The sequence below is a fragment of the Arcticibacter sp. MXS-1 genome (assembly GCF_041902385.1).
GTDB lineage: Bacteria > Bacteroidota > Bacteroidia > Sphingobacteriales > Sphingobacteriaceae > Arcticibacter.
In genome coordinates, this window is the sequence record NZ_CP169244.1 from 1433367 (window position 1) to 1459329 (window position 25963).

The following is a 25963-nucleotide window of genomic DNA, read 5'->3' on the forward strand; positions in this document are numbered from 1 at the left end:
CCCGCAAACCAGAACAGGTCTCCCGGCTTGAGACGGGCAATAAAGTCCTCCTCTATCGTACCCAGATAGCCTCCGGAGATGAACTTGATGCGCATGCTTACATCGCTGACGATGGTACCCATTGTGAGCCGGTGCCGCATGGCTACCCGCCGGCTGTTGACCTTATATACTCCTTCAACTACCTCAACCTTCAGGTATTCATCGTATTTCGAAAGTGTCTTTCCCCCTTGGTGATAAAATCGAGGATCTGGTAATAATCCTTCTCCTCCAGATCGGCATAGGCATAGGTGGTCTTTAACTCCTGCCAGACTTCTGCGGGACGGAAACCGTCGGAAACAGCGAGCGTCACGAGGTACTGGGTGAGCACATCCATCGCCAGCAGAAAAGGGTCGCGTGTTTCAAAGATCTCTTCGGCCATTGCCTGCTTGATGGCCGCCCCTTCCAATAATTCGAGGGAGTGTGTGGGTACGAACCAGGCCCGTGATACTGCTCCGGGATGGTGGCCGCTCCTCCCGGCCCGTTGCATGAAGCGCGCGACGCCCTTGGGGCTTCCAATCTGTATCACCGTATCTACCGGTCTGAAGTCGACCCCTAAATCAAGACTCGATGTACATACCACCAGTTTCAGCAAACCCGCGTGAAGGGCGTTCTCTACCCAGTTCCTCAGCTCGTTATCGAGCGAGCCATGGTGCATGGCCATCACACCCGCATACTCGGGATATTTGTCGAGGATGGCCTGATACCAGATTTCAGACTGTGAACGGGTATTAGTAAAAATAAGCGTGGTATTGCTGCTGGCTACGATCTCCATCACCTGCGGCAATAACTTAATTCCTAAATGGCCGGCCCAGGAGAACTTCTCGATGTTTTCGGGGATGACGGATTCAATGACCACCTTCTTATCGAGCTGAGCCCTCACCAGTCTGATCTGATCCCTCGGGAAGGTGTGTCCGAGGAGCACTTCGGCCGCCTGGCTGAGGTTGCCAATGGTTGCGCTGATCCCCCAGATGCGAAGCTGCTGACGCCCTTCTTCATCATTCCTGCTGCTGATGCTTTTAAGTCTCGACAGGCCCAGCTCCAGCTGCACTCCCCGCTTGGTGCCGAGCAGCTCGTGCCATTCATCCGCCACTACCACCTGCAGGTTTTCAAAGACCTTCCGGTAGTCTTTTTGCGCCAGCATGAGGTGCAGGCTTTCGGGCGTGGTGAGCAACACTTCGGGCTGCTTGCGTTTCAGCGCCTCCTTCTCCTTAGTGGGAGTGTCGCCTGTGCGGCTTCCGATGACCCAGGGCAGGCCCATGTCTTCTACCGCGCTCTGCATGGCTTTTCGTATGTCGTTGGTGAGAGCCCTGAGCGGCGTGATCCAGAGCATGAGCAGTCCATTGCCCTTCCTGACCCGGTACCCGGAAGGGTAACGGTTGATGTAATCGGCTAAGAAAGGAAGGAACAGCGCAAAGGTCTTACCACTTCCTGTTGGCGCGTTGAGAAGTCCTGAGCTGCCCGAAAGGTAAGCCTCCTGCATTTCCTTCTGAAATGGGAACTGCTTCCAGCCTCTCTGCTTAAACCATTGGGAAATCACACGTTCTCCTGCTGTCATGCCATTAGCGGTTAAGATCAAAAAACATTGCGTGCTGCAGATTGGTTTTCTCTATATGACCATCAGACAGGCCGGGCCTAAAGATAGCTTTTTCGTCTCAAAACTTATTCTGGAACCCATGAAGCCTCTTGCATTGTTTATAACCGGGAGCGATGACCCTGAAGTTGCACGCAAGCTGCTTGAGGATTTGTTCCGCCGGCCGGATACACAATACAGTTACCGTAATACCCTCGTCTGCCAGGCAGAAGGGAGAGTTGTGGGATCGGTCACCGCTTATGATGGCGGCCGGCTCCCGGAGCTGAGAAGACCGGTAGATGACTATTTGGCCGCCCGGAAGCACCCCATGATTATGAGCAACGAGACTGAGGCCGGAGAGTTTTATATCGATACGATCAGCGTGGATCCCCTGTTCAGAGGCAAAGGGATCGCTGGACGCCTGCTTGAGGCCGTGTACAGCAAAGCGGTTGATGAAGGGCACAGACGAGTAGGCCTGATTGTGGCCCCGGACAACGCCGGTGCTATTGCTCTTTACAGAAAAACGGGTTTTGAACAGGCAGGGGTCCGCAACTTTGCGGGGAAAGAGTATTTACATCTGGTTCGCGATACAGGAGTCCTCTAGTCTTCGGGAAGCAGCGCTTTCAACGACTCAATAGTGTCGGCCTCTTCGATCTTCTTGTCATGCCGCCAGCGCAGGATCCTTGGAAAGCGAAGCGCCACGCCGGATTTATGACGGGACGACTTGTTGATGCCCTCAAAGCCTATTTCAAACACAAGCTCCGGCTTTACTGTCCTGACCGGGCCAAACTTCTCCATTGTATTCCGCTTTACGAAGTTGTCTACCTTCCTGATCTCCTCATCAGTCAGACCGGAATAGGCTTTGGCAAATGGCACGAGGGATGCACCGTCCCAGACGGCGAAGGTATAATCGGTATAAAGGTCGGCACGTCTCCCATGTCCTTTCTGCGCGTAGATCATCACAGCGTCTACCGACAAGGGATCTACCTTCCACTTCCACCAATCACCCCGCTTTCTCCCTGTCTGGTAAACGGAAGTCTTTTTCTTTAACATGAAGCCCTCCGCCTGGTTATCCCGCGACTGCAGCCTGAGGTCGTAGAGCTCCTGCCAGCTGGCAAAGGAAACAATAGGAGAAAGCCGGAAGACATCCTGATGTTCGCTTCTGGCATGAAGGCCTTCCAATATTGAGCGCCTGTGGTGCAGGGGCATGGAACGAATGTCGTCCCCGGCGAACTCAAGACAATCATAGGCGATAAAAGCCATAGGACTTTCGGTGAGCACTTTCCGGCTCAGGTTCTTCCTTCCAATACGGGTTTGCAGAACATTGAAAGGTAGCGGCCTGCCGTCAGCAAAGCATATGGCCTCCCCGTCGAGCACTGTTCCCGCGGGCAGAGCCTGCAGGAAAGGGTGCAATTCAGGGAACTTGTCTGTTGCCAGCTCCTCTCCTCTTGTCCATATGAACACTTTGCCGTCGCGATGTATGGCCTGAGCCCGAATGCCATCCCACTTCCACTCTGCCTGCCAGCTTTCCGGATCCCCTAATGCTGTCTCCATTTCAGCCGCTGACTTCGCCTGGTCAGATGTTTCCTGAATGGGGTAAGCAAGGCAAAACGGGTAAGGCCGGGATATATCGTCGGAGGCATCCTGTTCCTGCATCAGGTCGTAAAAGCTAAAAGCGAGCGGATCCCACTGGCCCATGATGCGATGGGTGAGCGTAGCCGGCTCCAGGCCTGATAGCTCAGAAAGTGCTTTTATGATAAGACTTTGTGATACGCCTATCCGGAAACTTCCTGTCAGGATCTTATTAAAGACGAAACGCTCCTGCTGCCCCATCGACATCCAGGAGTCCTTCAGCCAGGAGCGGCGCTCATCTTCAGTCAGAGCGCTCAACTGATTAATTTCCGCAATCCATTCTGACAACGACTTATCCTGTGTATCAACAGGATCGGGCAATAAGAGAGCGATCGTCTCACCGAGGTCTCCCACTACATGATAACTTTCTTCGAACAGCCATTGCGGAATATTGGCAAGCTCCATGGCCCACTGCCTGATCTGGGTCGAGTTGATCTGCCGCTTAGGCTTCCGCCCGGTGAAGAGAGCGAGCGTTTGGATCTTGTCTTCGTCGGCAACTGATATAAAATAGCTTTTCAGAATGCCGATCTTTTCATTTGTTTTATTGGTCTCATCGAGGTCGGCAAAAAGGCGTGCAAAATCTCTCATATTTCTCCTCCTTGCTCTGCAGTACCGGCAGTTTCGGCAGGCAGGTCACTTCCTGAAATGCCCGTCTCTTTAATTTCGACACTCTCTTCTTCCTCGCCATAGAAGGTATGAGCTTCATGTGCATTGTACCCTCTATCGCGCAGGTAACGGGCAAAAGAGGCGGTATAGCCGTGAGTAAGGCATACGCATTCGCAGCCTGTGGCATCTATTGCCCTGATCAGTCCCGGCCAGTCAGCATGGTCAGAAAGAACGAAGCCGCGGTCAGCGGCCATTCGTCGCTTTGCGCCCCGCAGCGCCATCCAGCCAGAACAGTAGCCAAAGGAAAATGGCTGAACTTTGCGCATCCAGGGAGAACCCACTGCTGAGGGCGGGCAGATGATAATGCCCTTCTTCATCTCCTCTCTGGAGGTAGCAGGTGTGATCCGCTCCGCCGGCGCGAGCACTACCCCATCGCCGCGAAGAGCGTCATTAGTATTGGCAATTACACCGTGGAGGAATATCTTCCCGATGGAGGGATCGAGATGCTGAAGAATGCGCTGGGCCTTCCCCAGGGAGTAACCGGCGATAAAAGAGGCCCTTCCCTCTTCGGCGTTCTTCTTCCACCACTGGTTAATGTCCGCGTGAACCTCCTTTGGATCCTTCCACTTATAAACCGGCATTCCGAAGGTACACTCTGAGATGAATGTATGGCAGTGCACAGGTTCGAAGGGCGCAGACACGCCATCATCTTCCAGCTTATAGTCGCCGGAGACTACCCATACCTCGCCCCGGTACTCTACGCACACCTGAGCAGAGCCAATAATGTGGCCTGCAGGATAGAACGATATCCTGACTCCGTTTCGCGTAACACTCTCGCCGTAGTCCATAGTTTGCAGACTAATCGGCCCGAGCCTGTAGTTCAAGACGCCTCTCGCCAGACGATGGGCGAGGTACTGGCCATGCCCCCACCTTGCGTGATCAGAATGGGCATGTGTAATGACAGCATAATCTACAGGCTTCCACGGGTCTATATAGAAGCCGCCTGCTTCACAGTAGATCCCTCTGTCGTTGAACTGGAGTAAAGGCTTTGCCATAAGGTACTAACAGGAAAGGAAAGACGATGGTTTTAAAACACAAAAGCCGGACTTCAGGTCCGGCTTCCGCTGTATTTGTTTATCTGTTCTAGTATACTACACTAAACTGACCGGCCTGGTTTGCCCGAATAAAATCAGCCATTGTCTTCAGGCTCTCGTCCTGAACAAAGTCGTTTTCCTCTTTAGGCTTTACTTCGCCCTTCTTGAGCGGCGGAAGGCCCTGAAGAGCACGTCTTTGGTTGTCGCGGGCCAGTGTACGAGCTTCCTGTTCTTCACGCTCTTTCTTGAGCTGCGCCTCATTGAGCGTTACAGTTGTCTCCGCTTCGCGCTTCCTGAACAATTCAATGTCTTCAAGCAGGAACTTGTACTCGGGCGACGTCTTCATTCGCTGCTCGTGTTGTTTGGTCAGCTGCGACTTAATCGCTGAAAGATTTGCGACCGGAGTATAACGGGCAGGCTTTATGATGTCGAACGGAAGAGCGGAAGGCTCTGAGCTTTCACCATATTTGGATGCTGAAAAAACCATCGGGAACTGAATATCGGGCATGACGCCTTTGTGCTGGGTACTGCTTCCGTTCACCCGGTAGAACTTCGCCATGGTCAGGTTGATCTGTCCGAATTTTGGAAGCTGGGTTGCAGAACCGTTCTTGTCTGAGCCCTTGATCTTGTTGATGAACTCGTCAAGCGTGCTGATAAAACGACTCATGTCAAGCGCCGACTGCACCGTTCCTTTTCCGTAGGTTTGAGTACCCATGATGATGCCGCGGTTGTAATCCTGAATGGCAGCAGCAAAAATCTCTGATGCAGAAGCGCTAAACCGGTCTACCATCACTCCAAGAGGACCAGTCCATGCGATTGTCGGGTCGTCATCCTCCTGTATCTCTGTTTGCCTTGCGTCTCGCACTTGTACAACGGGCCCGGTCTTAATAAACAAGCCGGTAAGCTCAATTGCTTCCATCAGCGAGCCGCCTCCGTTTGTACGCAAATCCATTACAATGCCATCAACCTTATCTCTATTAAGCGTATCAATAATGAGCTTAACGTCGCGTGTGGTGCTCTTATAGTTCGGATCACCTGCCTGATAGGCTTTGAAGTCGACATAGAACGCCGGAACTTCAATTACACCAATCCGGTACGTTTTGCCGCCCGAAGTAATGCTCTTTATCTTCTTCTTAGCCGACTGTTCTTCCATCACCACTTTTTCACGCACCAGCGATACGATCTTCGGTGTGGCCGAAAGCTCCTGGCCTGCAGGAATTATTTTTAGTCTTACTGTGGTTCCACGTGGACCTTTGATTTTCTGGACGGTGTTGTCGAGCCTCCATCCTCTCACGTCAACAAACTCTCCGTCTTCGCCTTGCGCTACCGCGATGATCTTGTCATTCACGTTTAGCTTCTTCGACTTAAAGGCAGGCCCGCCAGGGATGATCCCGGCAATCTTTACCACCTCATTCTCGAGCTGCAGGCTGGCTCCGATCCCTTCAAAGGTACGGGCCATATCTTCGTTAAAGCGCTGAGCGTTTTCGGGATTAAAGTAGTTTGTATGAGGGTCTATTGATTCGGTAAAGGCGTCCATCATGGCCTGGAAAGCATCCTGATTATTGAGCTTCTTAGCCTGGGAAAGCAGGTTCTCATAGCGTTGCTTGAGGGTGGTCACGTTCTTTGCCTCGTCAGAGCCTGAAAGGCGAAGGTTGAGCAGATCGTACTTTACCCTCTTGATCCACTCCTTGTTTGCCTCGTCGGCAGATTTAAACCAGGGGAGTTTTTCGCGATTGTATGTATAAGTCTCATTAGTGGTAAAATCGAACTTGTTATTGATCTGGGAGAGCGAATAGCTTAACCGCTCTTCGTACCTTTTCTGGAGCGTATTAAACATCCGGAACATGGCCGTCAGATCGCCATTGCGCAGGTCATCGTCAAGCGTGGTGCGATACTTTTCAAAATCGGATACATCCGAAGCTAAAAGATAATTCTTGCCTTCATCGAGCTGCTTGAGATAGCGATCAAAAATGACTGATGAAATTGAGTCGTTTAGTTTTACCTTTTTGTAATTGGCTGTTTCGATGATCTTAACCAGCTGGGCTGCTACCAGCCCCTGCTTTTCATCTGGCTGTAAGTTATGGGTGCTGTCTACAGCAGACTCGGCCCTTGGTTTCGCTTTGCAGGCCACTACAGCTACTATAAACAAAGCCAGAAATATTCGTTTAAGCATTTCCTTGAAAGATTTAAAATCCATTTTCTTATATCTACTCTTCTCTGCTAATTCTATACCACTCTGCAGTATAAAAAGAAAGAGGCAGTGTGTACTCTGCCTCTTTAACTTATCAAGATCAAAAATAGTATAAAATGTTACTTTTAAAGTAGAAAAATTACATTTACCAGAAAGTAAACTACAAGGTTACGCTTTTCATCAGACTCTCGCGGAGGCGGCTGTATTCGTCGAGCGCAGAGCCGGCTGCAGGATAATTGCCCAGTTGGCTGTACACTTCTCCAAGCTCTGCCTTAATTTCGATCAGCTTTACCGGCATGTTGTTTTGTACAGCCAGAACCTCTGCCTTCCGATAGTCATCGATGGCCATCTCCGGCTCTCCCAGCGCATTTTTCACTTCCGCCAGATGAATCAGGCACGACACCAGGGCTTCCCGGTTATCCAGGCGTGTAGCCAGCGCGTGTCCCTGAACATAGAACCATTTTGCCTCTGAGTAGCGCTTCTGCGTATAATATATTTTAGCCAGCTGCTGAAATGACCTTAAACGGCCCGGCTTATTTCCTGTCCGGGTAAACATCGGCAGTGCTTTTTTCAGTATGCAGTATTCTGCTTCTGCATACTTGTTCTGCAGCAGCCTGGTTTCTGCCAGGCTAAGGTAGCCTTCCGCTGCTTGTGGAATCTTGTTCGACGCCATATTGAGGTTGATCAGATTCTGCCCAAAAAGCGCTGCCTTTTCATTATTGCCAGCGTTCTTATAAAGCGCAACGAGGTTTTCGGCCGCTTTTGCCATTCCTGCCTTGTCCTTCAGTCGCTCCTTCAGGGCATAAGCTTCGTTAAAATACGTAATTGCTTTTTCGGTATCTCCCCTTTTACCGTAATATACTCCATAGGTATTCAGAATAAGAGATTTGTTTTTAAGGTCGTTCGTTCTTTCATATTCCTCGAGCACAAGTCCGAGTGTACTGATAACCTTTTCGTCGGGGATGTCGGATGTTTCGGTTTCATTCAGGAGTTTGTTCAGAAGCAGAGAGCTTTGATATTTCGCCAGTTCCTGGACCTCCTTATTCTTTTTTTGCAGTCGCTCTCTTACCAGCAATCTCCTTACTTGCGCAGAATCGACCGTACGGGCATCAAAAAATACCGGGCCGATTTTTACGGACCTGATCCTTGCTGCCGCCGATACGGAATCTGGATTACTAGCAAAACTGTTCACACCAGCCAGCAGAAATAACGCTGCTGCACTTAAAATTCTTTTAACCCTCATGTTTCTTCACTCAACAGATAAACGTTGGTAAATATACGTATATAACTGATGTTGAGTTACATTTATTTCGCGGGCACGAAAACTTTAGTCGCCAATGAATGTTTGCAACCACATTTTACCGGTACGGCTTATTGGAAAAACATCCGGTTTCTGGTCAAAACAAGCCCATACCATATAAGGATGAGAATCGGTATGATACACTTCTCCGCTTGCAGATATACCAATTACACCGGCAAAGCCATCAATCGCTTTCAGCTCGCTCATCGATCGTTCACAGGCATCCCTGAGCGGGAGGCCGTCAGTCACCCGTGTCACGATCTTGGCGGCAAGCGCCACATTGACGATGTCTTCCCCTACTCCAGTGCACGATACGGCGGCATGGCCATTGGCGAAATTGCCGGCAACGGTAGCAGAATCGCTTACACGGCCTGGCATCTCGAAGCCTTTTCCTCCGGTAGAGGTAGCTGCAGCGAGCCGCCCCTCCCGGTCAATTGCTACACAGCCGACCGTTCCTTTTCGAACTGATTCTTCAAGCTTTTGGATGTATTCCTCTTTGCGCTGTCGCGTTTCAGGATTGAAGTATCCAAACCCCATCTTCCGGGCAAAGTCCTGCGCTTCAGCGCCGCTTAAAACCTTGTCTTCAAAATCCAGGAGCTTTTGAGCAACATAGACGGGATTTTTCACCTCTTCGATATTGATGACCCCTGAGAATGTTTGCCTTTCGCCATCCATCAGGGACGCGCTCAATCTGATCTTGCCGTCGCTTTGTATCTGCGACCCAATGCCGGCGTTGAAGAGATCACAGTCTTCCAAAAGGGAAACCGCATAGGCCACTGATTCAATTGCAGAATGCGAAAGTAAATACTGGTGAGCTTTCTCAATAATCCCGGTCAGCGCCTTTTGTTTGGCTTTCTTAATTTCCTCGGTACCCGAAGACTCGCTAAAAAAGCCGCCGTGTATAATAATTTTTGGTTCCATTTAGTCTTCGTCTTTCGCTCTAAGGTAGATGTCGCCTTCCACTTTGATTGCCTTGTTGATTACCAATTCGTGCCGATGTAAGTTGTACCGGTCGAAGATCGACATCACATGCACTCTCAGGTTATCGATAGATACAGGCGAACCTATTTCCACGTCGTATATACTGGTTTCATTGATATAACGTCCGTCTACAAGAATTGTTAGGCCTGATCCGATGGCCTCCATAAAGTAGCCCTGGGTGATCAGGAGACCGGCATCTTCTCCGAGGCCGATGCCCAGCATTCCCGGGTTGCTGGCCACTGCGTAGAACAGCCGCCCTATACGTCCCCTCTGCACGAAATGAGTGTCAATGATGACATCATCAATAAAGCCGAGGCCTCCTGTCATTTGCACCTCACCCTTGATTAGTGCTTCACTGCTGTTCCCCCGGTAGATCATGTTTGCCGAGGCAGCAGCAGCTCCTGCGGAGGTACCGGCTATCAGGAAGGGCTCAGTCTGATATCGTTCTTTCAGAATCCTCAGAAACTCGGTACCACCAAAAATAGAACTGAGACGGAGCTGATCGCCGCCCGAAAACATCACCACGTCGGCCTTCCTGATCCGGCTGAGAACCTCGGGTTGAGACGCTTCTTCGCGCGAACGGATATCGAGCACGCTGACATGGTTAACCTGCAGCTGACTGAACGACTTGATGTATTCGGCGCCAACGATTTCGGGGATTTTAGAAGCGGTAGTAACAACTTCAACCACGGACTCGTGCCCTTTGGCTGACTCGGTGATCATTCGCTTCAATATTCCCCGTTCGAAAAATTTGACGTAGTGGGGATGGCTGATGTTCTCGTTATAGCTTAAAGAGCTTCCCAAATCGACCGCACCTCCAATAATAACAAGTTTCCCTTTTGGCTGCATAGCTGTAGATTACACGTGTATCTTCAAACTTACCTATATTTTTCAAAATGGTTTGATCTTTTCACACTGGGGGAACTGAAGCAACAAAATGGACCGTTCTTCAAAACTTTTGTGCGGCGTGCTTGGTTAAATAGAACCAAAAGTTTTCAGACCTGATAGTTACCTTCAAAATAGCAAAACAAGATGCGCCATCAAAACACTGTTTGTAAAAGGAAACGAGGCACTGAGGCTGGCTTGATTTTCGCGCTGACACTTTCCCAAAACCCTTATATAAAACCCTTGATGAGCGGAACGATCGCGGGCAGCTATGGCGCGGCCTTCCCCATCTCTCTGTAAAAACAAATAGACTTTACTAAAACCAACTGAAACACCATGAAAATTGAAAGTATCCAGGTTCTGAGAGGCCCCAATATATGGTCGATCAGGCGAGAGAAACTCATACAGATGCGGCTCGATCTGGAGGAGTTAGAATATAAGCCGAGCAATGAAATACCCGGTTTTAAGGAGCGTTTGGAAAAGCTGTTGCCTTCTATGTACACCCACCGGTGCTCCAAAGGCCACGAGGGCGGCTTTTTTGAACGAGTAGAAGAGGGCACCTGGATGGGGCATATCATTGAACACATTGCACTCGAAATTCAGACCCTTGCCGGAATGGAAGTGGGCTTTGGGCGTACCAGGAGCACAAAAACCGAAGGGGTATACAACGTAGTATTTGCTTACCTGGAAGAAAGCGTAGGGATCTACGCAGCAAAGGCGGCGGTGGGGATTGCGGAGGACCTTATTGAAGGGAAAGAATACGACCTGACGGAGGACCTGGCCAGGATGAGAGAAATGAGGGACAATGAACGTATCGGCCCCAGTACCGGGTCTATCGTGGATGAAGCGGTGCGCCGCGACATTCCCTATATCCGGCTTAACTCGGGCTCCTTTGTGCAGCTGGGCTACGGTAAAAACCAGGTGCGGTTCAGGGCGACGCTCACCGACAATACGAGCAGTATCGCCGTTGATATCGCGGGTGATAAAGAAGAGACAAAAAGGATCTTGAAGGAACAGGCTATCCCTGTAGCAGAAGGTTTGACGATATCCGGGGAGTCACAGCTGGAAGACGCTGTACGCAAGATCGGGTTTCCCCTCGTATTTAAACCACTCAACGGCAATCATGGAAAAGGGGCTTCCATTAACGTGAGAAGCCTTGAAGACGCGCGGGAAGCCCTGCACCACGCGCAGAAATACTCCCAGAGAGTGATTGTTGAACGGTTCATTACCGGCTTCGATTTCCGCATCCTGGTGATCAATAACAAAATGGTTGCTGCTGCTCGTCGTACCCCTGCTAACGTAGTGGGAGACGGCAGGCATAATGTCGCTGAATTGATTGAGATAGAAAACCGCGATCCGCGGCGAGGGTATGGTCATGAAAACGTGCTTACCGAGATCTCTGTAGACCGCGACACCCACGAAACACTTAAAAAGGCGGGTTATAGCTTAGAATCGGTTCCCCCTGCCGGTGAGACTGTCTTTCTCAAATCCACCGCCAATCTTAGCACCGGGGGGACGTCTGTGGATGTAACGGACATGGTCCATCCGCATAACGTATTCGTGTGCGAACGCATTGCCCGGGTAGTGGGACTCGACATTTGCGGCATTGACATCATGGCCGAAAATCTGTCGCAGCCCCTTAATGAAACCGGAGGTGTTGTTCTGGAAGTGAACGCTGCACCAGGTTTTCGTATGCACCTGGCTCCAAGTGAAGGCCAACCGCGAAACGTAGCCGGCCCCGTGCTCGACATGCTGTACCCTCCGGGAAAATCAGCAAGAATTCCGATCATCGCCGTTACCGGAACAAATGGCAAAACCACCACTACGCGTCTAATTGCACATATCATCAAGAACAATGGCTACCGGGTAGGATATACAACATCTGACGGGATCTACATACAAAATTCCCTTATGATAGAGGGCGACACAACAGGCCCTGCCAGTGCTGCTTTTGTTTTAAAAGATCCGACAGTAGAATTTGCGGTGCTTGAAACTGCGCGCGGAGGGATCCTGCGTGCCGGCCTCGGCTTCAGCCGCTGCGATATCGGCATCCTGACCAATATTCAGGAGGATCATCTCGGTATATCTGATATTCACACTCTTGATGACCTTACCCGGGTCAAACGGGTGCTCATAGAAGCGGTCAAACAAGATGGATGGGCGGTACTTAATGCCGACAATGAATACTGCGCCGCAATTGGAAGGGAAACAACACACTGTAATGTTGCCTATTTCAGCATATCCGAACATAACCCCGTGGTAGAAGAGCATTGCGGCCGCGGTGGAGTGGCAGCATTTAACGACGAAGGCTTTTTGACGGTCAAAAAGGGAACCTGGAAGATCCGGCTGGCCAAGATCAGCCACATCCCGATCACTTTTAACGGCACCGTTACCTTCATGATCCAGAACGCGATGGCCGCCAGTCTCGCCGCATTTCTCTGGGGCTTTAAAATTGAAGATATCCGTGCCTCTCTTGAAACTTTTGTGCCATCACCGGCTCACACTCCCGGACGAATGAATGTATTTGACTTTCGCGATTACCGGATACTGGTCGACTATGCTCACAATCCGGATGGATTGAAGGGGCTTCGGGAGTTTATCGACCACAGCGACGCTACTTTCCGCACGGGGGTAATTGCGGGCACAGGCGACCGGCGGGACGATGACATCCGCGAGATAGGCCGTCTTGCTGCCTCAATGTTTGACGAAATTATAATCTGTCAGGAAAAACACCTTCGCGGGCGCGACTACAATGAGCTTGTAGGGCTCTTGCAGGAGGGAGTAAAGGAGATCAAGCCCGGGCTGCCCTGCACGATCATTGGCGAAAGCAAAACCGCCTGGGAGCACATTATTAGCAAGGTTAAACCCGGCGAGTTAATCACTATCATAAGCGACGCTATTAACAATGCTTATGAAACGGTAAAACGGCATCAGGATTCGGTGGCCGTCCATTGAAGTTTTTTAAGTTCAGTAAAACATTTGACAAGCGGCGGCGTTTATTATTCAGAACCAATTGATATTTGGTTTAATTGTGATAAGGTTTAGGTTGAAGCGTCACGCACCATGCGTGACGCTTTATTTTTTTAATGATGCCTTCCTTTAACCAGCACGTTCAAATAGAACCCTGCTGAAAGGAGCCCGAGGATTGCGCCTAGCACCGCCCACAATATTGAGCCTGTCACCACTAATGCAGTCAGCACTCCGCAAATCGCAGCCAGAATAAAGTAGAGTCCTTCAGGCTGTTTGTCTTTATTAAACTGTTCCATTTTTCAAAAATTTATCAAAAATACGCCAATAATCATTAAAACGTCATTTGCCAGCTATTGTTAGAAAAATAAAGGAATTAATCAATCGATTGATTAACTTTGTACCCCGATGAAAGAAGACAGAAAAGAAAGCATACTAGAAACAGCGGAGAGGCTTTTTTCTGAAAACGGCTATGACGGCACATCCACGCGCGCCATCGCAAGCGAGGCGGGGGTTAACATGGCGATGCTCAACTACTATTTCGGCTCGAAGGAAGGTCTTTATAAGGCGGTGTTCGAACGGAAGTTCAAGGGCTTTCACCAAACCCTTACGATGTTGAATGAAGAGAACATTTCTTCCTGGGACAAACTGAAAAAGTATGTGGAGTTATATGTTGACCGTGTCAGCGCGCAAAGCTGCTTTCAAAGGCTGATGCAACATGAGCTCTCGCTGCAACAGCGGTCGGGCATGGAAAGCTTTATTGTTGCCTATATGCTCCAAAACATAAACGAGATCCGCAGGATCCTGAAAGACGGCATTGAAAACGGCAGCTTCAGAGATGTGGACATCGATCTTACTATTTCGACCCTTTTTGGAACGAAATACTACCTTATCAATCTGCCAAGCCTTGCTTCTGTCATGCTGGGAAAAGACCTCACAGACCCCGAAGTGTTAAACAGCGACATAAAGCCAAGACTAAAGAAGCATCTGTACGGGTTACTGGAATCTTATTTGAAGAAATAACAAAACTGCGCGGTCCGATGGGGCCGGTTTTATCAAGTTGAATCATGGACCACATATATATAAAAATGAAGAGGCTTGTCTTTAAGCCGACAAGCAGAGGATTGCAAAGGGCACTCCTGACATTATTAACACTGGGCACTCTTGAGGTCTCTGCCCAGACAGCCCGAACTATTTCGGTAGAAGAGGCGGTAAACCTGGGCATACAAAACAGCAAGTACCTCAAACTATCTCAGGCCAAAATAGAAGAGGCTGTGAGCCGGTTCAATCAGGCAAAAGACGAGGCGCTCCCCAAAGCGAGCGCGAGCTATGCATACAGCCACGCGACGTTTCTAAGCGACAAATTTGAAATGCCCGGAGGGAATGAACCGCTGAACCTTCCTTCAAAAGCTGACGCGTTCATCGGAACCCTCTCTCTGCAGGAGGTTATATTTGCAGGTAACAAGCTGAAATACGCACGTGAATCAACTGATCTCTTAACCAGGATAGCCCGGCTTGACGCGGATAAACAGCAGGAGGAGATCGCTTATGACATCATTAACGCATGCTATAACCTCTACAAGGTTCAGCAGAGCCGAAAGGTTGTAGAACAAAACCTGCAGGCAGTAGAGCAGCAGCTGAAACAGGCCCAGCAGTTCTTTAGCCAGGGGCTCGTCACCAAAAACGACGTGTTGAGGTTCCAGCTTCAAAAAAACAACATCCAGCTTACGGGGGTAGACCTGGAAACAAACGGACGGATTGTCAACTACAATCTCGACATCCTTCTGGGCTTGCCCGAAACCACCCAGCTTCAGATCAGAGAGTTCGGACTTCCGAATGCACAGCCCGCTATTCTCGGCAGCCTGATTGACACCGCTCTTAGTAACAGAGAGGAAATAAAGCAGGCAGAACTGAGAACCCGGCTGGCCGAAACCACTATTAAATCGACCAAAGCTGATCTTCTTCCAACGCTTGCCGCTACGGGATCTATGTACTACATCAATCCCACCAGCAAGCTCGTCCCCAAAGCCAACACCTTCCTGGCTCCCGTCTCCGTTGGGGCAGCTTTATCCTGGAACATTGACCGCCTTTGGACAAACAAGAACAAGGTGTCTGAAGCACAGGTCCAGAAAAGAGAGGCTGAGACATCAAGAGACATTAACGTCGACAACATCAAAACGGAAGTGAATCAAGACTTCCAGAACTTCAACCGCTCAGTAGAAAGAATCAAGATCCTGGAGAACTCGATTCAGCAAGCCGAAGAAAACGATCGCATTCTGGAATCAAAATACCGGAATAATATCGCTTCAGTCACCGACAGAATAGATGCCCAAACACAGCTATTCCAGTCACAGATCAACCTTGAACTTGCCCGGGCAGACGCAGGGCTTGCATGGTACACTTTATTAAAAGCAACAGGAAAAATCAAATAACAATAACGCATATAAGATAATGGAACACAATCAAAAGAAAAAGAAGTCTAACAAGGTCATTCCTATTATACTTGGAGCGATCATCATCATAGGGGGTATTTTTGGTGTGAGAGAGTACCTTTATTACCAGAATCACGTGGATACTGACGACGCCCAGATTGATGGCGATATCAGTCCTGTAGTAGCCCGTGTAGGAGGATACGTTGATTCGATCTTTTTTGAAGACAACCAGCACGTAAATGCTGGTCAGGTCCTTGTGAAGCTCGACGAGCGGGATTACCGGCTGAAGCTTGAACAGGCACTTGCCGCCCAGCGCGGTGCTCAGGCGAGCATTGGTGTGTCACGTGCCCAGATCGGCACTACTGCGGCCAGCTCTTCTACTGCCCGCTCAAATGCAGAAGCGGCCCGCGTGAAATTATGGAGAGCCAACCAGGATTACACCCGGTATGCAAACCTGATCAAGGAAGGCGCCATTACCCAACAGCAGTTCGATCAGGCTAAGGCCGAAAGGGACGCCGCTCAGGCAGCCTATCAGGCGGCTCTGGACCAATACCGCTCCGCTGAAGGACAGGTAGGAACCACCAGATCACAGCTTCAGGTAACGAATACAGGCGTCGATCAGCGCCAGGCAGATGTGGACTTTGCTAAGCTTCAGCTCTCCTACACTCAGATCGTAGCTCCCGCCTCCGGTATTGTATCGAAGAAAAGCATCCAAAAGGGCCAGCTGGTTCAGCCTGGTCAGACCTTGTTCTCCGTTGTAAATGATAATAGCTTGTACATCACGGCTAACTTTAAGGAAACCCAGCTTGAGGATTTAAAGTCGGGACAAAAGGTGAACGTTGAAGTAGACGCTTTTCCGGATGAGAAGGTTGAAGGACAGGTATACAACTTCTCGCCCGCTACAGGAGCCAAGTTCTCTCTGCTTCCCCCGGATAACGCTACCGGAAACTTTGTGAAGGTAGTACAGAGAGTGCCGGTCAAGATCAAAATCAACGCAAATAAAGAAACTATGCAGAGACTTCGCCCGGGAATGAGTGTGAAGGTTTCTGTGATCACGAAATAAGACTAATGGCTGAAAAAGGATTAAAGAAGTGGGTAATTACCATTACGGTGATTACCGCCGCACTTCTGGAACTGATAGACACAACAATTGTGAACGTGTCTATTCCGCAAATCCAGGGAAACCTGGGTGCCACATTGGAGGACGTTGCCTGGCTGTCAACCGGGTACGGCGTTGCAAACGTCATCATCCTTCCCATGTCGGGGTGGCTGGGAAACCGGTTCGGCAGGAAAAACTACTTTCTCACCTCAATCATCATCTTTACGCTCGCATCATTTCTTTGTGGTAACGCAACCGGCCTTGGCGAACTGGTTATATTCAGGATCCTTCAGGGTCTGGCGGGCGGGGGATTGATCTCTAACGCACAGGCCATCCTGCTTGAAACCTGGCCCCCCGAGGAAGTGGGTATCGCAACGGCGCTCTTTGGCTTAGGAGCCGTTGTAGGACCAACTGTAGGACCAACTATCGGAGGATATATAACCGACCATTTCTCATGGCCCTGGATCTTTTATGTGAACATTCCCGTCGGTATCATTGCCGCTTACTGCACCTACGTCTTTGTGAGGCCTACTGAAAGGACCGGCAAGAACATGCCGGTGGACTGGTGGGGTATCCTCCTTCTCGCAATTGCAGTGGGTAGCTTGCAAACTGTACTTGAGAAAGGAGAAAGTGAGGACTGGTTCGCTACAGGATATATTATTGTGCTTTCCATTGCAGCAGTACTGGGAACTCTATTATTTATCTGGCGGGAAATGACCACAGACCACCCCATCGTTAATTTTAAGATCATGAGGCACCGCAGCTTTTCTATTGGTATGTTCACCTCTTTTATTCTTGGACTGGGGCTTTACGGTTCTATGTTTGTATTCCCGGTGTTCTGCCAGTCATTGCTCGGCTTTACCGCACAGCAGACAGGGGAAATCCTCTTTCCTGGAGGACTTGTGACCATTGCAATGATGCCCTTTGTGGGGATCATGCTGAAGAAAGGAGTTCCTGCTCAGTTTATGGCTACAGCCGGACTAATTCTCTTCTTTGTGTTCTCGCACATGCTGAGTGAATCATCACTCGCATCAGGGACCGACGACTTCTTCTGGCCCTTAGTGATACGCGGGCTGGGCATGTCGCTTCTTTTCGTACCACTGACCACCCTGGCCATCCAGGACCTGCGCGGAAATGAGTTGGGCCAGGGTACAGGACTTAATAACATGATGCGTCAGCTCGGAGGCTCATTTGGTATCGCAGCCATCACAACCTTTATCCACGTGAGACAAAGTGATCACAGAAGCGTGCTGATCGAAAACATCAACAATTACAATCCTGCTTATGTGAGCCGCTTTAACGCAATGGTTCATAACTTTATGGCAAAGGGCTATAACGAGCTGGACGCTCAGCACGTGGCGATGAAAGCAATAGAAGGGACCGTGGTCAAACAGACCATGCTGCTCACTTATACCGAAGCTTACTGGGCCGTAGGATTTGTGCTGCTTTGCTCCATCCCGCTGATCTACTTGCAGAAATTCAAGAAAAATGTTCAGATGCCGGCAGACGCACACTAATGCCGGGCCTAAAGCAGGTAAAAAAAAACCGTCGTATGAGTGTATCATACGACGGTATCCCAATTACAATTAAAAACCTTTGCCTCCATAGCTGCTATTACCATCCGATAATAAGCGCCGGGAACTAGCTTCAACTACGGGGCGGTTAACCTTATAGCTAAAGTACAAAAGTTTTTTTAATCATAAATATTTTGATTTGCTTTTTTCAAATAGTGACGAGAATTACTTTTCCGTCACTATTTTGATGCTAGTAGACGATTTTGCCTGTAGCTGTAACGAGAGAGGCTATCCGCACTGCGTCGAATATCCGTTCTTCACGCGTGCCCATCTTGATCAGCGAATCCTCGTGCGCGTTGACACACATTTCGCACCCATTCACCGCTGACACGGCCAGACTCATCAATTCAAAGAATTCTTTGCCGGTTACCGGCTTCATCATGATCTGCATTCTGATACGTGCCGGGATCTGGCCGTATTTCTCTTTCTGCGTGAAGTGACGGAAGCGATAAAAAATGTTGTTGGATGACAGAAGAGAAGCACAGGCTGCCGCTTCCGCAATCTCCTCGGCTGTCGCACCGTTCTCCTCCGCATAGCGTGTGTAGAAATCAGTCAGCGGCTTATTAATGTTGTTGACCGCGATGCTAGTCCCTAACAAAGCGATTTCTTTCGCACTTAAATGCTCGGATGTAAGGGTACTGGTAAAGTTAACTTTCAGGTCCCTTAAGTAACGCGACTCGCCCTTCTCCAGCAAATTCAGGCTATCGTTACGGTAAGCGCCATCTACTCCAATACTTTCTAATAATTCTTTTATTACTTCGGTTGATTCACTCATGATATATTGATAAAATGGTTAAAAAAATCCCCTTCAGAAGGGGATTTCAGTTGTGAACAGAGCCATCGTCTTTCTGACTCTGTTCACACTGACTACTAGCTTATCTCTTACGCCTGGATAGTTTCCTGACCTTTTTCCCAGTTACATGGACAAAGCTCGTCTGTTTGCAGTCCGTCAAGTACGCGCAATACTTCCTTTACATTACGACCAACGTTTAGATCGTTTACAGATACCCAGCGTACAATTCCCTGAGGATCTATAATAAAAGTAGCACGGTAGGCAATCTTCTCAGTAGGCTCGAGGATTCCCAGGTCTTCTGCAAGAGACTTGGATGTATCGGCCAGCATCGGGAACTTCAGATCGCGAAGATCCTCGTGGTTATTCCTCCATGCAAGGTGAACGAACTCAGAATCGGTTGAAGCACCAATAAGGCGTGCGTCTCTGTCGCGGAATTCACCAAACGACTTGTTAAACTCAGCAATCTCAGTGGGACATACAAATGTGAAGTCCTTTGGCCACCAAAACATTACAGTCCATACATTATCTTCGTTAACAAGATAATCAGAAGAAATAGTTTCAAACTCTTTACCTTTTTCTCTGCTTACAACTGCTTTTTTCTCGAAAGCCGGGAACTTTTGACCGATTGTTATCATAACTAAATAATATTTTTAAATCTGCCGCAAAGATACCCGGGCAGGCTTTTACTACCAACCTTTTTGCCCTGATTCTCAATACTCTTTATCAATAGCCTATAGACAATATCTATGAGATTATTTTAAGTATTTCTTTAATAGATCATTAAGAACCCCCTTATCCGACTGCGTCATAACAGGCCGAAGGTCATTTTGAATAAAATGAAGCTTGAAGGCTTTTATAGCAGAAATGGAATCGCGGGTATCATATCCGATGATGCGGAGGGCCTGAATAGTATTAAAGCCGGGCGGCACGGTCTCCACGATCATGTCAGGCCAGTAGCCAAAGCCCTTTTCGGCGAGCTTGCGCCAGGGAAAAATGCATTCGGATCGGGTTTCCTTCTTGGTGCGATGTCGGCATGTCCGATAAAGTTAGCGGCAGGTATTCCGTAATTTTTCTTCAAAGCGCCGAGCAGAGTGATAAGACTATTAATTTGCTGGTCGGGAAACGGCTCATTTCCATTATTGTCGAGCTCTATTCCGATAGAGGCCGAATTGATGTCAGTTAAACTGCCCCATTTTGCAACTCCGCCATGCCACGCTCTGAGATAGTCGTTAAGCATGTGATGCACCGTCCCGTCCTTACAAATGACATAATGAGCGCTAACCTGGGTACGCTTAAGAGTAAAGGTTTTCAGCGTCTGCTCGCAGGAATTCTGAGCCGTATGATGGATAATGACATAATTAGGTTTTCTCAGATTGAAGTTGACAGTACCAACAGCATACGGCGGCACTTTGCTCGAAAACGCCTCGACCGGCGGAATGTCAGTGAGAGACTGTGTCAGCTCCTTCGCCTGCTTTTTGTAAAGCTTGTTCGTTGCCTTGTATGGGTGAGGTGAACACGATGGCAGTACGGCAGCGAGAAGGAAGATGGGAACTATGAATCTTTTCATGATAATTTAAACTGCTAAATACGTTTAAATTTGCTATTCTTGAAAGCAGAACCGCAAGAAACGTTGATGACCGGTGCTGGTCGGGCGGGAATGGACGTCTCCTGAAGGTTGTTTACGACCTTATAGCTTGGCGACGTGATTTCATTGGGATCTTTAAAAGAAAAATTAATAGTCCCGATCAACAAATGGACTTAGATAAAAATATCCTTTTATAATAAACGACACAATATGATTACTTTAGAGAACGAAAGGTTTACTGCAACCATAGGCACGAAGGGCGGCGAGTTGCATAGTCTATTCAACAAGGAGCTGAACCTGGAATACATCTGGAACGGTGACCCGACCCACTGGCCACGCCATACTCCCGTTCTGTTTCCTATAGTAGGAGGCTTAAAAGACGACAGCTTTATTTACGAAGGTCAGGAGTATTCGCTCATCAAACACGGATTTGCCAGAGACATGGACTTCGAAGTAGAGGAAAGCACCGCTACCACTGCTACGTTCCTGCTGAAAAGCAATGATGAAACATTGAAAAGCTATCCCTTCCATTTCGAATTAAGACATATTTACCGCCTGGAAGGAAACTCCATTACTCAAACTTACGAAGTAAAGAACCCGACCGTTTCGCAGATGTTCTTCTCCTTAGGTGCCCATCCTGCATTTAAAGTGCCTCTGGTAGAAAACACCGGGTATACCGACTATTATCTGCAATTTGAAAAAGCAGAAAACAGTCTGCGCTGGACACTTGATGGCAACATCCTTGTTGAGCCGGTACCCTACTTCCAGAATCAGGATAAGCTTCCGCTGAAACACGATCTGTTCTATGACGACGCCGTAATTTTCAAGGATCTGAAATCTGAAACAATCAGCATCAGAAGTGACAAAACGCCTCACGGTCTTCACTACCATTTCGCAGGATTCCCGTATATGGGCATCTGGGCAGCTAAAGATGCTCCTTTCGTTTGTATAGAGCCCTGGTGCGGAATCCCCGACTCAGCTACTCATGACAAGAAGCTCGAACACAAAGAAGGCATCATTGAGCTTCCTCCACTGGAAAAATGGAGCAAGAGCCTTACCATTGAAGCTTTTTAAGGAATTTGTCAATACGCAGAAAAGAGTTAGTCCCTGCCGTTCGGGACTAACTCTTTTTCAGTCTGTTCCTTCCTGGCGTGTTGCACTTTTTCCCAATAAGCAATTGGCTGTCAGCTATCGGCTATCAGCTGTCAGCAATCCTTTAAAAAGCATTTAATTATCTCAATAAAACAAATACACTTTCAAGAAAAAGCGCGGGCTTCAAATCACTGAACCCGCGCTTTTTTTAACTCCTTTATCAGCTTTTAAGACTTGATCGCCTCTAGCGCTTTATTTATCCGGCTCACTGCTTCATCTTCTCCAATTAGCCGCGTAATATCGAACACTGCCGGCCCGAACTTTCCTCCCACCAGCATAATTCGGTAAGGAAGCATTACGTCGCCAATCTTGAAGCCCCGCTCCTGCGTCATCTCCTTGAACTTTTCCTCCAGCTCCTGTGCCGACAGGCCTTTATTGCTCAGCAGCAGCCCGGAAAAAGCTTTAAAAAACTCCTCCTTCGCATCAGTCCATTTCGGTTTTACTGCACCAAGATCGTAGGTATCGGGCGCACGGAAGAAATAGGCTGACTGTGCAACGAAGTCGGGAAGCAGATGGCAACGGTCCTTTACCAGTTCGATCACGGTTGACAGCTGCTGATCATCGCTTACTTCTACGCCAGCCTTTCTGAGTTCGATCGCGACTAGCTGCGTAAGCTTCGGCCCTTCCAGCTTCTTGATCCACTCGGTATTGAACCATTTGGCCTTTTCGTAATCAAATTTTGCTCCCGCTTTATTCACCCTTCCAAGCGAAAAACGACCTACCAGCTCATCCACACTAAAGATCTCCTGATCGGTCCCATCGTTCCAGCCAAGCATGGCCAGCATATTGATGAAGGCTTCCGGCAGGAAGCCAATCTCACGGAAACCAGGGGTGAGCTCGCCGCTGGCAGGATCAGTCCAGTTCATAGCATAAACCGGGAAGCCCAGGCGCGCGCCATCTCTTTTACTAAGCTTGCCATTCCCGTCGGGCTTGAGGATCAACGGCAGGTGAGCCCAGCGCGGCATCTCCTCTTCCCATCCCAGGTACTTCCAAAGCAACAGATGAACGGGAGCAGAGGGCAGCCATTCTTCCCCCCGGAAAGCATGCGTGATTTTCATCAGATAGTCGTCCACTACTACTGCCAGATGATAGGTGGGCATTCCGTCGGCCTTCAGCAGCACCTTATCGTCCGACTGAGAGGTTTGGAAGCTCACTTCTCCCCTGATGAGGTCCGTGAACGTCACTGTTTCATCTTCAGGCATCCGTATCCGGATCACGTAGGGAGTGCCGCTTTCAATCAACTGCCTCACCTCCTCATGCGGCAAAGAAAGCGAATTGCGCATCTCCTTCCGAAAGGCATGTCCATACTGAAAGTTCGGTACCTCTTTTCGTTTCTGGTCAAGCTCTTCGGGAGTATCAAATGCATAATATGCATACCCATCATGTACCAGACGCTCCGCATAATCCCGATACATCGCTTTCCGCTCGCTCTGGCGGTACGGCCCGTATGGGCCTCCTTGCTCAGGTCCCTCATCCGGCACTATTCCGCACCATTTCAGGCAGTCCTGAATATATTCTTCAGCACCCGGTACATAACGGGTCTGATCAGTATCTTCAATACGTAAAATAAACTTGCCCCCGTTCTGACGGGCAAATAGATAATTAAACAAAACGGTACGCACGCCTCCCAGGTGAAGTCCCCCTGTTGGACTTGGAGCAAAACGTACCCGAACATTATCCTGCATATCTCGATGAATTATTTGAAAACGCAAAGATACGGTTCCTTCAGATAAGAGCCGCCGCCTTTTGTATTTACACTGAACCCAGGACAGGTCTCCCGGTCACCGTGCTGCAGGAAGCATCATCCAGCTCTTGCCCGCCACCACCAGGGCCGGATGCAGGTTCTATTAGTGCTGCCCCTGCCGCCACCGATTGCATCCCTTCCCTAATATCTCCCCTTAATGAACGTCCTGCTATCGAAAGCCCTCACGTCATAAAAACGACCATCCACGCGAGAAGTGCCGCACTTCCACTTTTTTCAGATTCCCTCTCGCTAAATCCCTTATTCTGTGTACATTTGTCTACTTCGTCTATAGACTTTACATTTGTGAAATATCTGTACAGCATATAAATAATCATTATTATTGTACAGGATCGGATACAGAGAATAAAATGATTGAAACTGTTAAAAACAGACAAGAAGAGTTACTATCTGCGCTGGCAGGACTTTCTGCCGAAGAGGCGCTGGCTCTGCTTGCGAGAGAATTTGAGGGCGGTATCGTCTTTTCTACCAGCTTTAGCTGGGAGGATCAGGTGATCTCCCATATGATCCTTTCTCAAAACCTCCCCATCAGGATCTTCACCCTGGATACCGGCCGCCTCTTTGGCGAGACTTATTACGTGTGGAGCCGGACCAATGAACAATATGGCACCCACATAGAGGCGTTCTATCCTAATCAGGAAGTGATTGAGCGCTTCGTTACAGAGAAAGGCCCCAATGCTTTTTATGAATCTGTTGAAAACAGAAAAGGCTGCTGCTATATCCGCAAGGTCGAGCCTCTTCAGCGTGCCCTGGCAGGGAATACGCTTTGGATCACGGGCTTGCGAGCAGAACATTCTCCCGACCGCGGCAACCTGCCGCAGCTCGAATGGGACGAGACCAACCAAATATTGAAGTACCATCCCCTGCTCCACTGGTCCACCGATCAGGTGCGGGCGGTCATCAACGAAAACGGCATTCCCTATAACACGCTTCACGACAAGGGATTTGTCAGCATCGGATGCGCCTGCTGCACAAGAGCCGTCAACCCCGGAGAGGACTTCCGCGCCGGAAGATGGTGGTGGGAAGACAAATCAAGCAAAGAGTGCGGTCTGCACGCTCATTCATAAACACCGATAATATTGCTTTATGCCTCAACATAAATTAGATTACCTTGATCTGCTCGAAGCAGAGTCTATTCATATCATGCGCGAAGTGGCAGGTCAGTTTGAGCGGCCGGCCCTTCTGTTCTCGGGCGGGAAAGATTCAATTACCCTGGTACAACTGGCACTGAAGGCCTTCAAGCCGGGCAAGATCCCCTTTCCTCTCGTCCATATCGACACAGGCCACAACTTCCCTGAAGCGCTTGAGTACCGCGACAGACTGGCAGAAGAAACCGGCGCTAAACTGATTGTGAGAAAAGTTGAAGACACCATCAAGGCAAGAGGACTGAAAGAGCCGGTCGGTAAGTTCGCTTCACGGAATGCTTTACAGTCATACACGCTTCTCGACACGATTGAGGAATTCGGGTTCGACGCGTGCATCGGTGGTGCCCGCAGAGATGAAGAAAAGGCCAGGGCAAAGGAGCGCATCTTTTCCGTAAGGGACGAGTTTGGACAATGGGACCCCAAGAAACAGCGGCCTGAACTTTGGAACCTCTATAATGGCAAGATCGCCAAAGGCGAAAATGTACGCGTGTTTCCGATCAGCAACTGGGTGGAGCTCGACGTATGGAACTATATCAAACGGGAAGGTATCGAGCTGCCTTCCATCTACTTCACACATGAAAGAGAGGTGATTGTGCACCAGGAGCACCTGGTAGCCTTATCTCCTTTCGTCCGGGTAGATGAGGGAGATGTTATTGTCAAGAGAAATGTACGTTATCGCACCGTAGGCGACATGACCTGTACCGCGGCTGTTGAATCAACCGCCTCGACGATAGACGACATCATCGCGGAGATCAATAAGACCAACATCAGTGAACGCGGAGAAACCCGCATTGATGATCAGGTGTCGGAAGCAGCGATGGAAGACAGAAAAAAGAACGGATACTTTTAATCCGGCGCTCTGACTTTAACAAACAACACGGACGAGCTGCAAGAACAAGCGGGAATGAGCCAGAGTTGAGAGTTCTTCCTGGCCGTCTAGACATAGCGAAGCGATCTCATTGAGGCCTTTAAAAAAACAATTGCAGGGCTTAACAATGAAAATTGACTTTCAGGAAAAACATTAATGAGCTGTAGGCACAAACGGGATTGAAGGTTGAATGAATATCCTTCCTGGCCTTTAAAAAGCAAACAGGCTTTCAGGAAGAACATTCACGAGCTGTACGCACAAACGGGGATGAAAGTTGCTTGAATGCTC

At 49.1% G+C, this 25963-nt stretch carries 21 protein-coding genes and 1 pseudogene; 9 read left to right on the forward strand and 13 right to left on the reverse strand.

Translation table 11 applies throughout. From position 1 onward, the window contains the following. Positions 1-5: 5 nt before the first annotated feature. Positions 6-1594, reverse strand: a pseudogene (locus tag ACES2C_RS06095) (DEAD/DEAH box helicase); the annotation flags it as partial. On the opposite strand from ACES2C_RS06095, the gene ACES2C_RS06100 reads away from it, so the two are divergent. Then, the gene (locus ACES2C_RS06100; protein WP_374166102.1) at positions 1593-2213 is read left to right on the forward strand and encodes a GNAT family N-acetyltransferase; all 621 of its coding nucleotides are present in this window, start codon (positions 1593-1595) and stop codon (positions 2211-2213) included. The pseudogene ACES2C_RS06095 and the gene ACES2C_RS06100 overlap by 2 nt on opposite strands. On the opposite strand, the gene ACES2C_RS06105 is transcribed toward ACES2C_RS06100, so the two are convergent. The 6 genes from ACES2C_RS06105 to ACES2C_RS06130 form a co-directional block, all read right to left on the reverse strand. Continuing rightward, complete coding sequence (locus tag ACES2C_RS06105; protein WP_374166103.1) at positions 2210-3829, reverse strand: ATP-dependent DNA ligase; 1620 nt, start codon at positions 3827-3829, stop codon at positions 2210-2212. The genes ACES2C_RS06100 and ACES2C_RS06105 overlap by 4 nt on opposite strands. After that, complete coding sequence (locus ACES2C_RS06110) at positions 3826-4902, reverse strand: ligase-associated DNA damage response exonuclease (protein ID WP_374166104.1); 1077 nt, start codon at positions 4900-4902, stop codon at positions 3826-3828. The genes ACES2C_RS06105 and ACES2C_RS06110 overlap by 4 nt, the downstream gene beginning before the upstream one ends. An 88-nt stretch (positions 4903-4990) precedes the next feature. Continuing rightward, a complete protein-coding gene (locus ACES2C_RS06115) occupies positions 4991-7138 on the reverse strand; it encodes a carboxy terminal-processing peptidase (protein WP_374166105.1) in 2148 nt (715 codons plus the stop codon). A 154-nt stretch (positions 7139-7292) separates the two neighbouring features. Beyond that, complete coding sequence (locus ACES2C_RS06120) at positions 7293-8375, reverse strand: tetratricopeptide repeat protein (protein WP_374166106.1); 1083 nt, start codon at positions 8373-8375, stop codon at positions 7293-7295. A gap of 84 nt (positions 8376-8459) precedes the next feature. After that, on the reverse strand, positions 8460-9353 hold the full coding sequence (locus ACES2C_RS06125; protein WP_374166107.1) for an isoaspartyl peptidase/L-asparaginase: 894 nt from the start codon (positions 9351-9353) through the stop codon (positions 8460-8462). Further along, the gene (locus tag ACES2C_RS06130) at positions 9354-10262 is read right to left on the reverse strand and encodes a cyanophycinase (protein ID WP_374166108.1); all 909 of its coding nucleotides are present in this window, start codon (positions 10260-10262) and stop codon (positions 9354-9356) included. Positions 10263-10634: 372 nt separating this feature from the next. Between ACES2C_RS06130 and cphA the strand changes: the two genes are divergently transcribed. Next, on the forward strand, positions 10635-13253 hold the full coding sequence (gene cphA, locus ACES2C_RS06135) for a cyanophycin synthetase (RefSeq protein ID WP_374166109.1): 2619 nt from the start codon (positions 10635-10637) through the stop codon (positions 13251-13253). A 128-nt stretch (positions 13254-13381) separates the two neighbouring features. On the opposite strand, the gene ACES2C_RS06140 is transcribed toward cphA, so the two are convergent. Then, on the reverse strand, positions 13382-13564 hold the full coding sequence (locus ACES2C_RS06140) for a hypothetical protein (RefSeq protein ID WP_374166110.1): 183 nt from the start codon (positions 13562-13564) through the stop codon (positions 13382-13384). Between the two features lie 109 nt (positions 13565-13673). On the opposite strand from ACES2C_RS06140, the gene ACES2C_RS06145 reads away from it, so the two are divergent. The 4 genes from ACES2C_RS06145 to ACES2C_RS06160 are packed head-to-tail and all read left to right on the forward strand — an operon-like array spanning position 13674 to position 18313. Further along, complete coding sequence (locus ACES2C_RS06145; RefSeq protein ID WP_374166111.1) at positions 13674-14288, forward strand: TetR/AcrR family transcriptional regulator; 615 nt, start codon at positions 13674-13676, stop codon at positions 14286-14288. A 44-nt stretch (positions 14289-14332) separates the two neighbouring features. Continuing rightward, a complete protein-coding gene (locus tag ACES2C_RS06150) occupies positions 14333-15697 on the forward strand; it encodes a TolC family protein (protein ID WP_374166112.1) in 1365 nt (454 codons plus the stop codon). 19 nt (positions 15698-15716) lie between these two features. Then, positions 15717-16760, forward strand: coding sequence for an HlyD family secretion protein (locus tag ACES2C_RS06155; RefSeq protein ID WP_374166113.1), 1044 nt, complete (start codon positions 15717-15719; stop codon positions 16758-16760). A 5-nt stretch (positions 16761-16765) separates the two neighbouring features. Beyond that, positions 16766-18313 (forward strand): DHA2 family efflux MFS transporter permease subunit, encoded by a 1548-nt coding sequence (locus tag ACES2C_RS06160; protein ID WP_374166114.1) that lies wholly within the window; start codon positions 16766-16768, stop codon positions 18311-18313. A gap of 247 nt (positions 18314-18560) precedes the next feature. Here the strand turns inward: ACES2C_RS06160 and ACES2C_RS06165 are convergent, their stop codons facing one another. The 4 genes from ACES2C_RS06165 to ACES2C_RS06180 all read right to left on the reverse strand — a co-directional run bounded on the left by ACES2C_RS06165 (position 18561) and on the right by ACES2C_RS06180 (position 20730). Then, complete coding sequence (locus ACES2C_RS06165) at positions 18561-19145, reverse strand: carboxymuconolactone decarboxylase family protein (RefSeq protein WP_374166115.1); 585 nt, start codon at positions 19143-19145, stop codon at positions 18561-18563. Between the two features lie 107 nt (positions 19146-19252). Then, entirely contained in the window at positions 19253-19798 is a 546-nt protein-coding gene (locus ACES2C_RS06170) for a peroxiredoxin (protein ID WP_374166116.1), read from the reverse strand. A 117-nt stretch (positions 19799-19915) separates the two neighbouring features. Next, complete coding sequence (locus ACES2C_RS06175) at positions 19916-20107, reverse strand: hypothetical protein (protein ID WP_374166117.1); 192 nt, start codon at positions 20105-20107, stop codon at positions 19916-19918. Continuing rightward, the gene (locus tag ACES2C_RS06180; protein ID WP_374166118.1) at positions 20104-20730 is read right to left on the reverse strand and encodes an N-acetylmuramoyl-L-alanine amidase; all 627 of its coding nucleotides are present in this window, start codon (positions 20728-20730) and stop codon (positions 20104-20106) included. The genes ACES2C_RS06175 and ACES2C_RS06180 overlap by 4 nt, the downstream gene beginning before the upstream one ends. Positions 20731-20958: 228 nt before the next feature. On the opposite strand from ACES2C_RS06180, the gene ACES2C_RS06185 reads away from it, so the two are divergent. Then, a complete protein-coding gene (locus tag ACES2C_RS06185; RefSeq protein ID WP_374166119.1) occupies positions 20959-21822 on the forward strand; it encodes an aldose 1-epimerase family protein in 864 nt (287 codons plus the stop codon). 245 nt (positions 21823-22067) lie between these two features. On the opposite strand, the gene gltX is transcribed toward ACES2C_RS06185, so the two are convergent. Continuing rightward, complete coding sequence (gltX, locus tag ACES2C_RS06190; protein WP_374166120.1) at positions 22068-23585, reverse strand: glutamate--tRNA ligase; 1518 nt, start codon at positions 23583-23585, stop codon at positions 22068-22070. 427 nt (positions 23586-24012) lie between these two features. Between gltX and ACES2C_RS06195 the strand changes: the two genes are divergently transcribed. Next, positions 24013-24729 carry a phosphoadenylyl-sulfate reductase gene (locus ACES2C_RS06195; protein WP_374166121.1) on the forward strand — a complete coding sequence of 239 codons (717 nt, stop codon included), beginning with the start codon at positions 24013-24015 and terminating at the stop codon, positions 24727-24729. 19 nt (positions 24730-24748) lie between these two features. After that, entirely contained in the window at positions 24749-25657 is a 909-nt protein-coding gene (gene cysD, locus ACES2C_RS06200; RefSeq protein ID WP_374166122.1) for a sulfate adenylyltransferase subunit CysD, read from the forward strand. The last annotated feature ends 306 nt before the right edge of the window (positions 25658-25963 follow it).

Excerpts from the sequence above, each read along its gene's own strand:
- ACES2C_RS06100 (WP_374166102.1), top strand. The coding sequence starts at position 1,593 with ATGCCATTAGCGGTTAAGATCAAAAAACATTGCGTGCTGCAGATTGGT.
- ACES2C_RS06105 (WP_374166103.1), bottom strand. The coding sequence starts at position 3,829 with ATGAGAGATTTTGCACGCCTTTTTGCCGACCTCGATGAGACCAATAAA.
- ACES2C_RS06110 (WP_374166104.1), bottom strand. The coding sequence starts at position 4,902 with ATGGCAAAGCCTTTACTCCAGTTCAACGACAGAGGGATCTACTGTGAA.
- ACES2C_RS06115 (WP_374166105.1), bottom strand. The coding sequence starts at position 7,138 with ATGGATTTTAAATCTTTCAAGGAAATGCTTAAACGAATATTTCTGGCT.
- ACES2C_RS06120 (WP_374166106.1), bottom strand. The coding sequence starts at position 8,375 with ATGAGGGTTAAAAGAATTTTAAGTGCAGCAGCGTTATTTCTGCTGGCT.
- ACES2C_RS06125 (WP_374166107.1), bottom strand. The coding sequence starts at position 9,353 with ATGGAACCAAAAATTATTATACACGGCGGCTTTTTTAGCGAGTCTTCG.
- ACES2C_RS06130 (WP_374166108.1), bottom strand. The coding sequence starts at position 10,262 with ATGCAGCCAAAAGGGAAACTTGTTATTATTGGAGGTGCGGTCGATTTG.
- cphA (WP_374166109.1), top strand. The coding sequence starts at position 10,635 with ATGAAAATTGAAAGTATCCAGGTTCTGAGAGGCCCCAATATATGGTCG.
- ACES2C_RS06140 (WP_374166110.1), bottom strand. The coding sequence starts at position 13,564 with ATGGAACAGTTTAATAAAGACAAACAGCCTGAAGGACTCTACTTTATT.
- ACES2C_RS06145 (WP_374166111.1), top strand. The coding sequence starts at position 13,674 with ATGAAAGAAGACAGAAAAGAAAGCATACTAGAAACAGCGGAGAGGCTT.
- ACES2C_RS06150 (WP_374166112.1), top strand. The coding sequence starts at position 14,333 with ATGGACCACATATATATAAAAATGAAGAGGCTTGTCTTTAAGCCGACA.
- ACES2C_RS06155 (WP_374166113.1), top strand. The coding sequence starts at position 15,717 with ATGGAACACAATCAAAAGAAAAAGAAGTCTAACAAGGTCATTCCTATT.
- ACES2C_RS06160 (WP_374166114.1), top strand. The coding sequence starts at position 16,766 with ATGGCTGAAAAAGGATTAAAGAAGTGGGTAATTACCATTACGGTGATT.
- ACES2C_RS06165 (WP_374166115.1), bottom strand. The coding sequence starts at position 19,145 with ATGAGTGAATCAACCGAAGTAATAAAAGAATTATTAGAAAGTATTGGA.
- ACES2C_RS06170 (WP_374166116.1), bottom strand. The coding sequence starts at position 19,798 with ATGATAACAATCGGTCAAAAGTTCCCGGCTTTCGAGAAAAAAGCAGTT.
- ACES2C_RS06175 (WP_374166117.1), bottom strand. The coding sequence starts at position 20,107 with ATGATCGTGGAGACCGTGCCGCCCGGCTTTAATACTATTCAGGCCCTC.
- ACES2C_RS06180 (WP_374166118.1), bottom strand. The coding sequence starts at position 20,730 with ATGAAAAGATTCATAGTTCCCATCTTCCTTCTCGCTGCCGTACTGCCA.
- ACES2C_RS06185 (WP_374166119.1), top strand. The coding sequence starts at position 20,959 with ATGATTACTTTAGAGAACGAAAGGTTTACTGCAACCATAGGCACGAAG.
- gltX (WP_374166120.1), bottom strand. The coding sequence starts at position 23,585 with ATGCAGGATAATGTTCGGGTACGTTTTGCTCCAAGTCCAACAGGGGGA.
- ACES2C_RS06195 (WP_374166121.1), top strand. The coding sequence starts at position 24,013 with ATGATTGAAACTGTTAAAAACAGACAAGAAGAGTTACTATCTGCGCTG.
- cysD (WP_374166122.1), top strand. The coding sequence starts at position 24,749 with ATGCCTCAACATAAATTAGATTACCTTGATCTGCTCGAAGCAGAGTCT.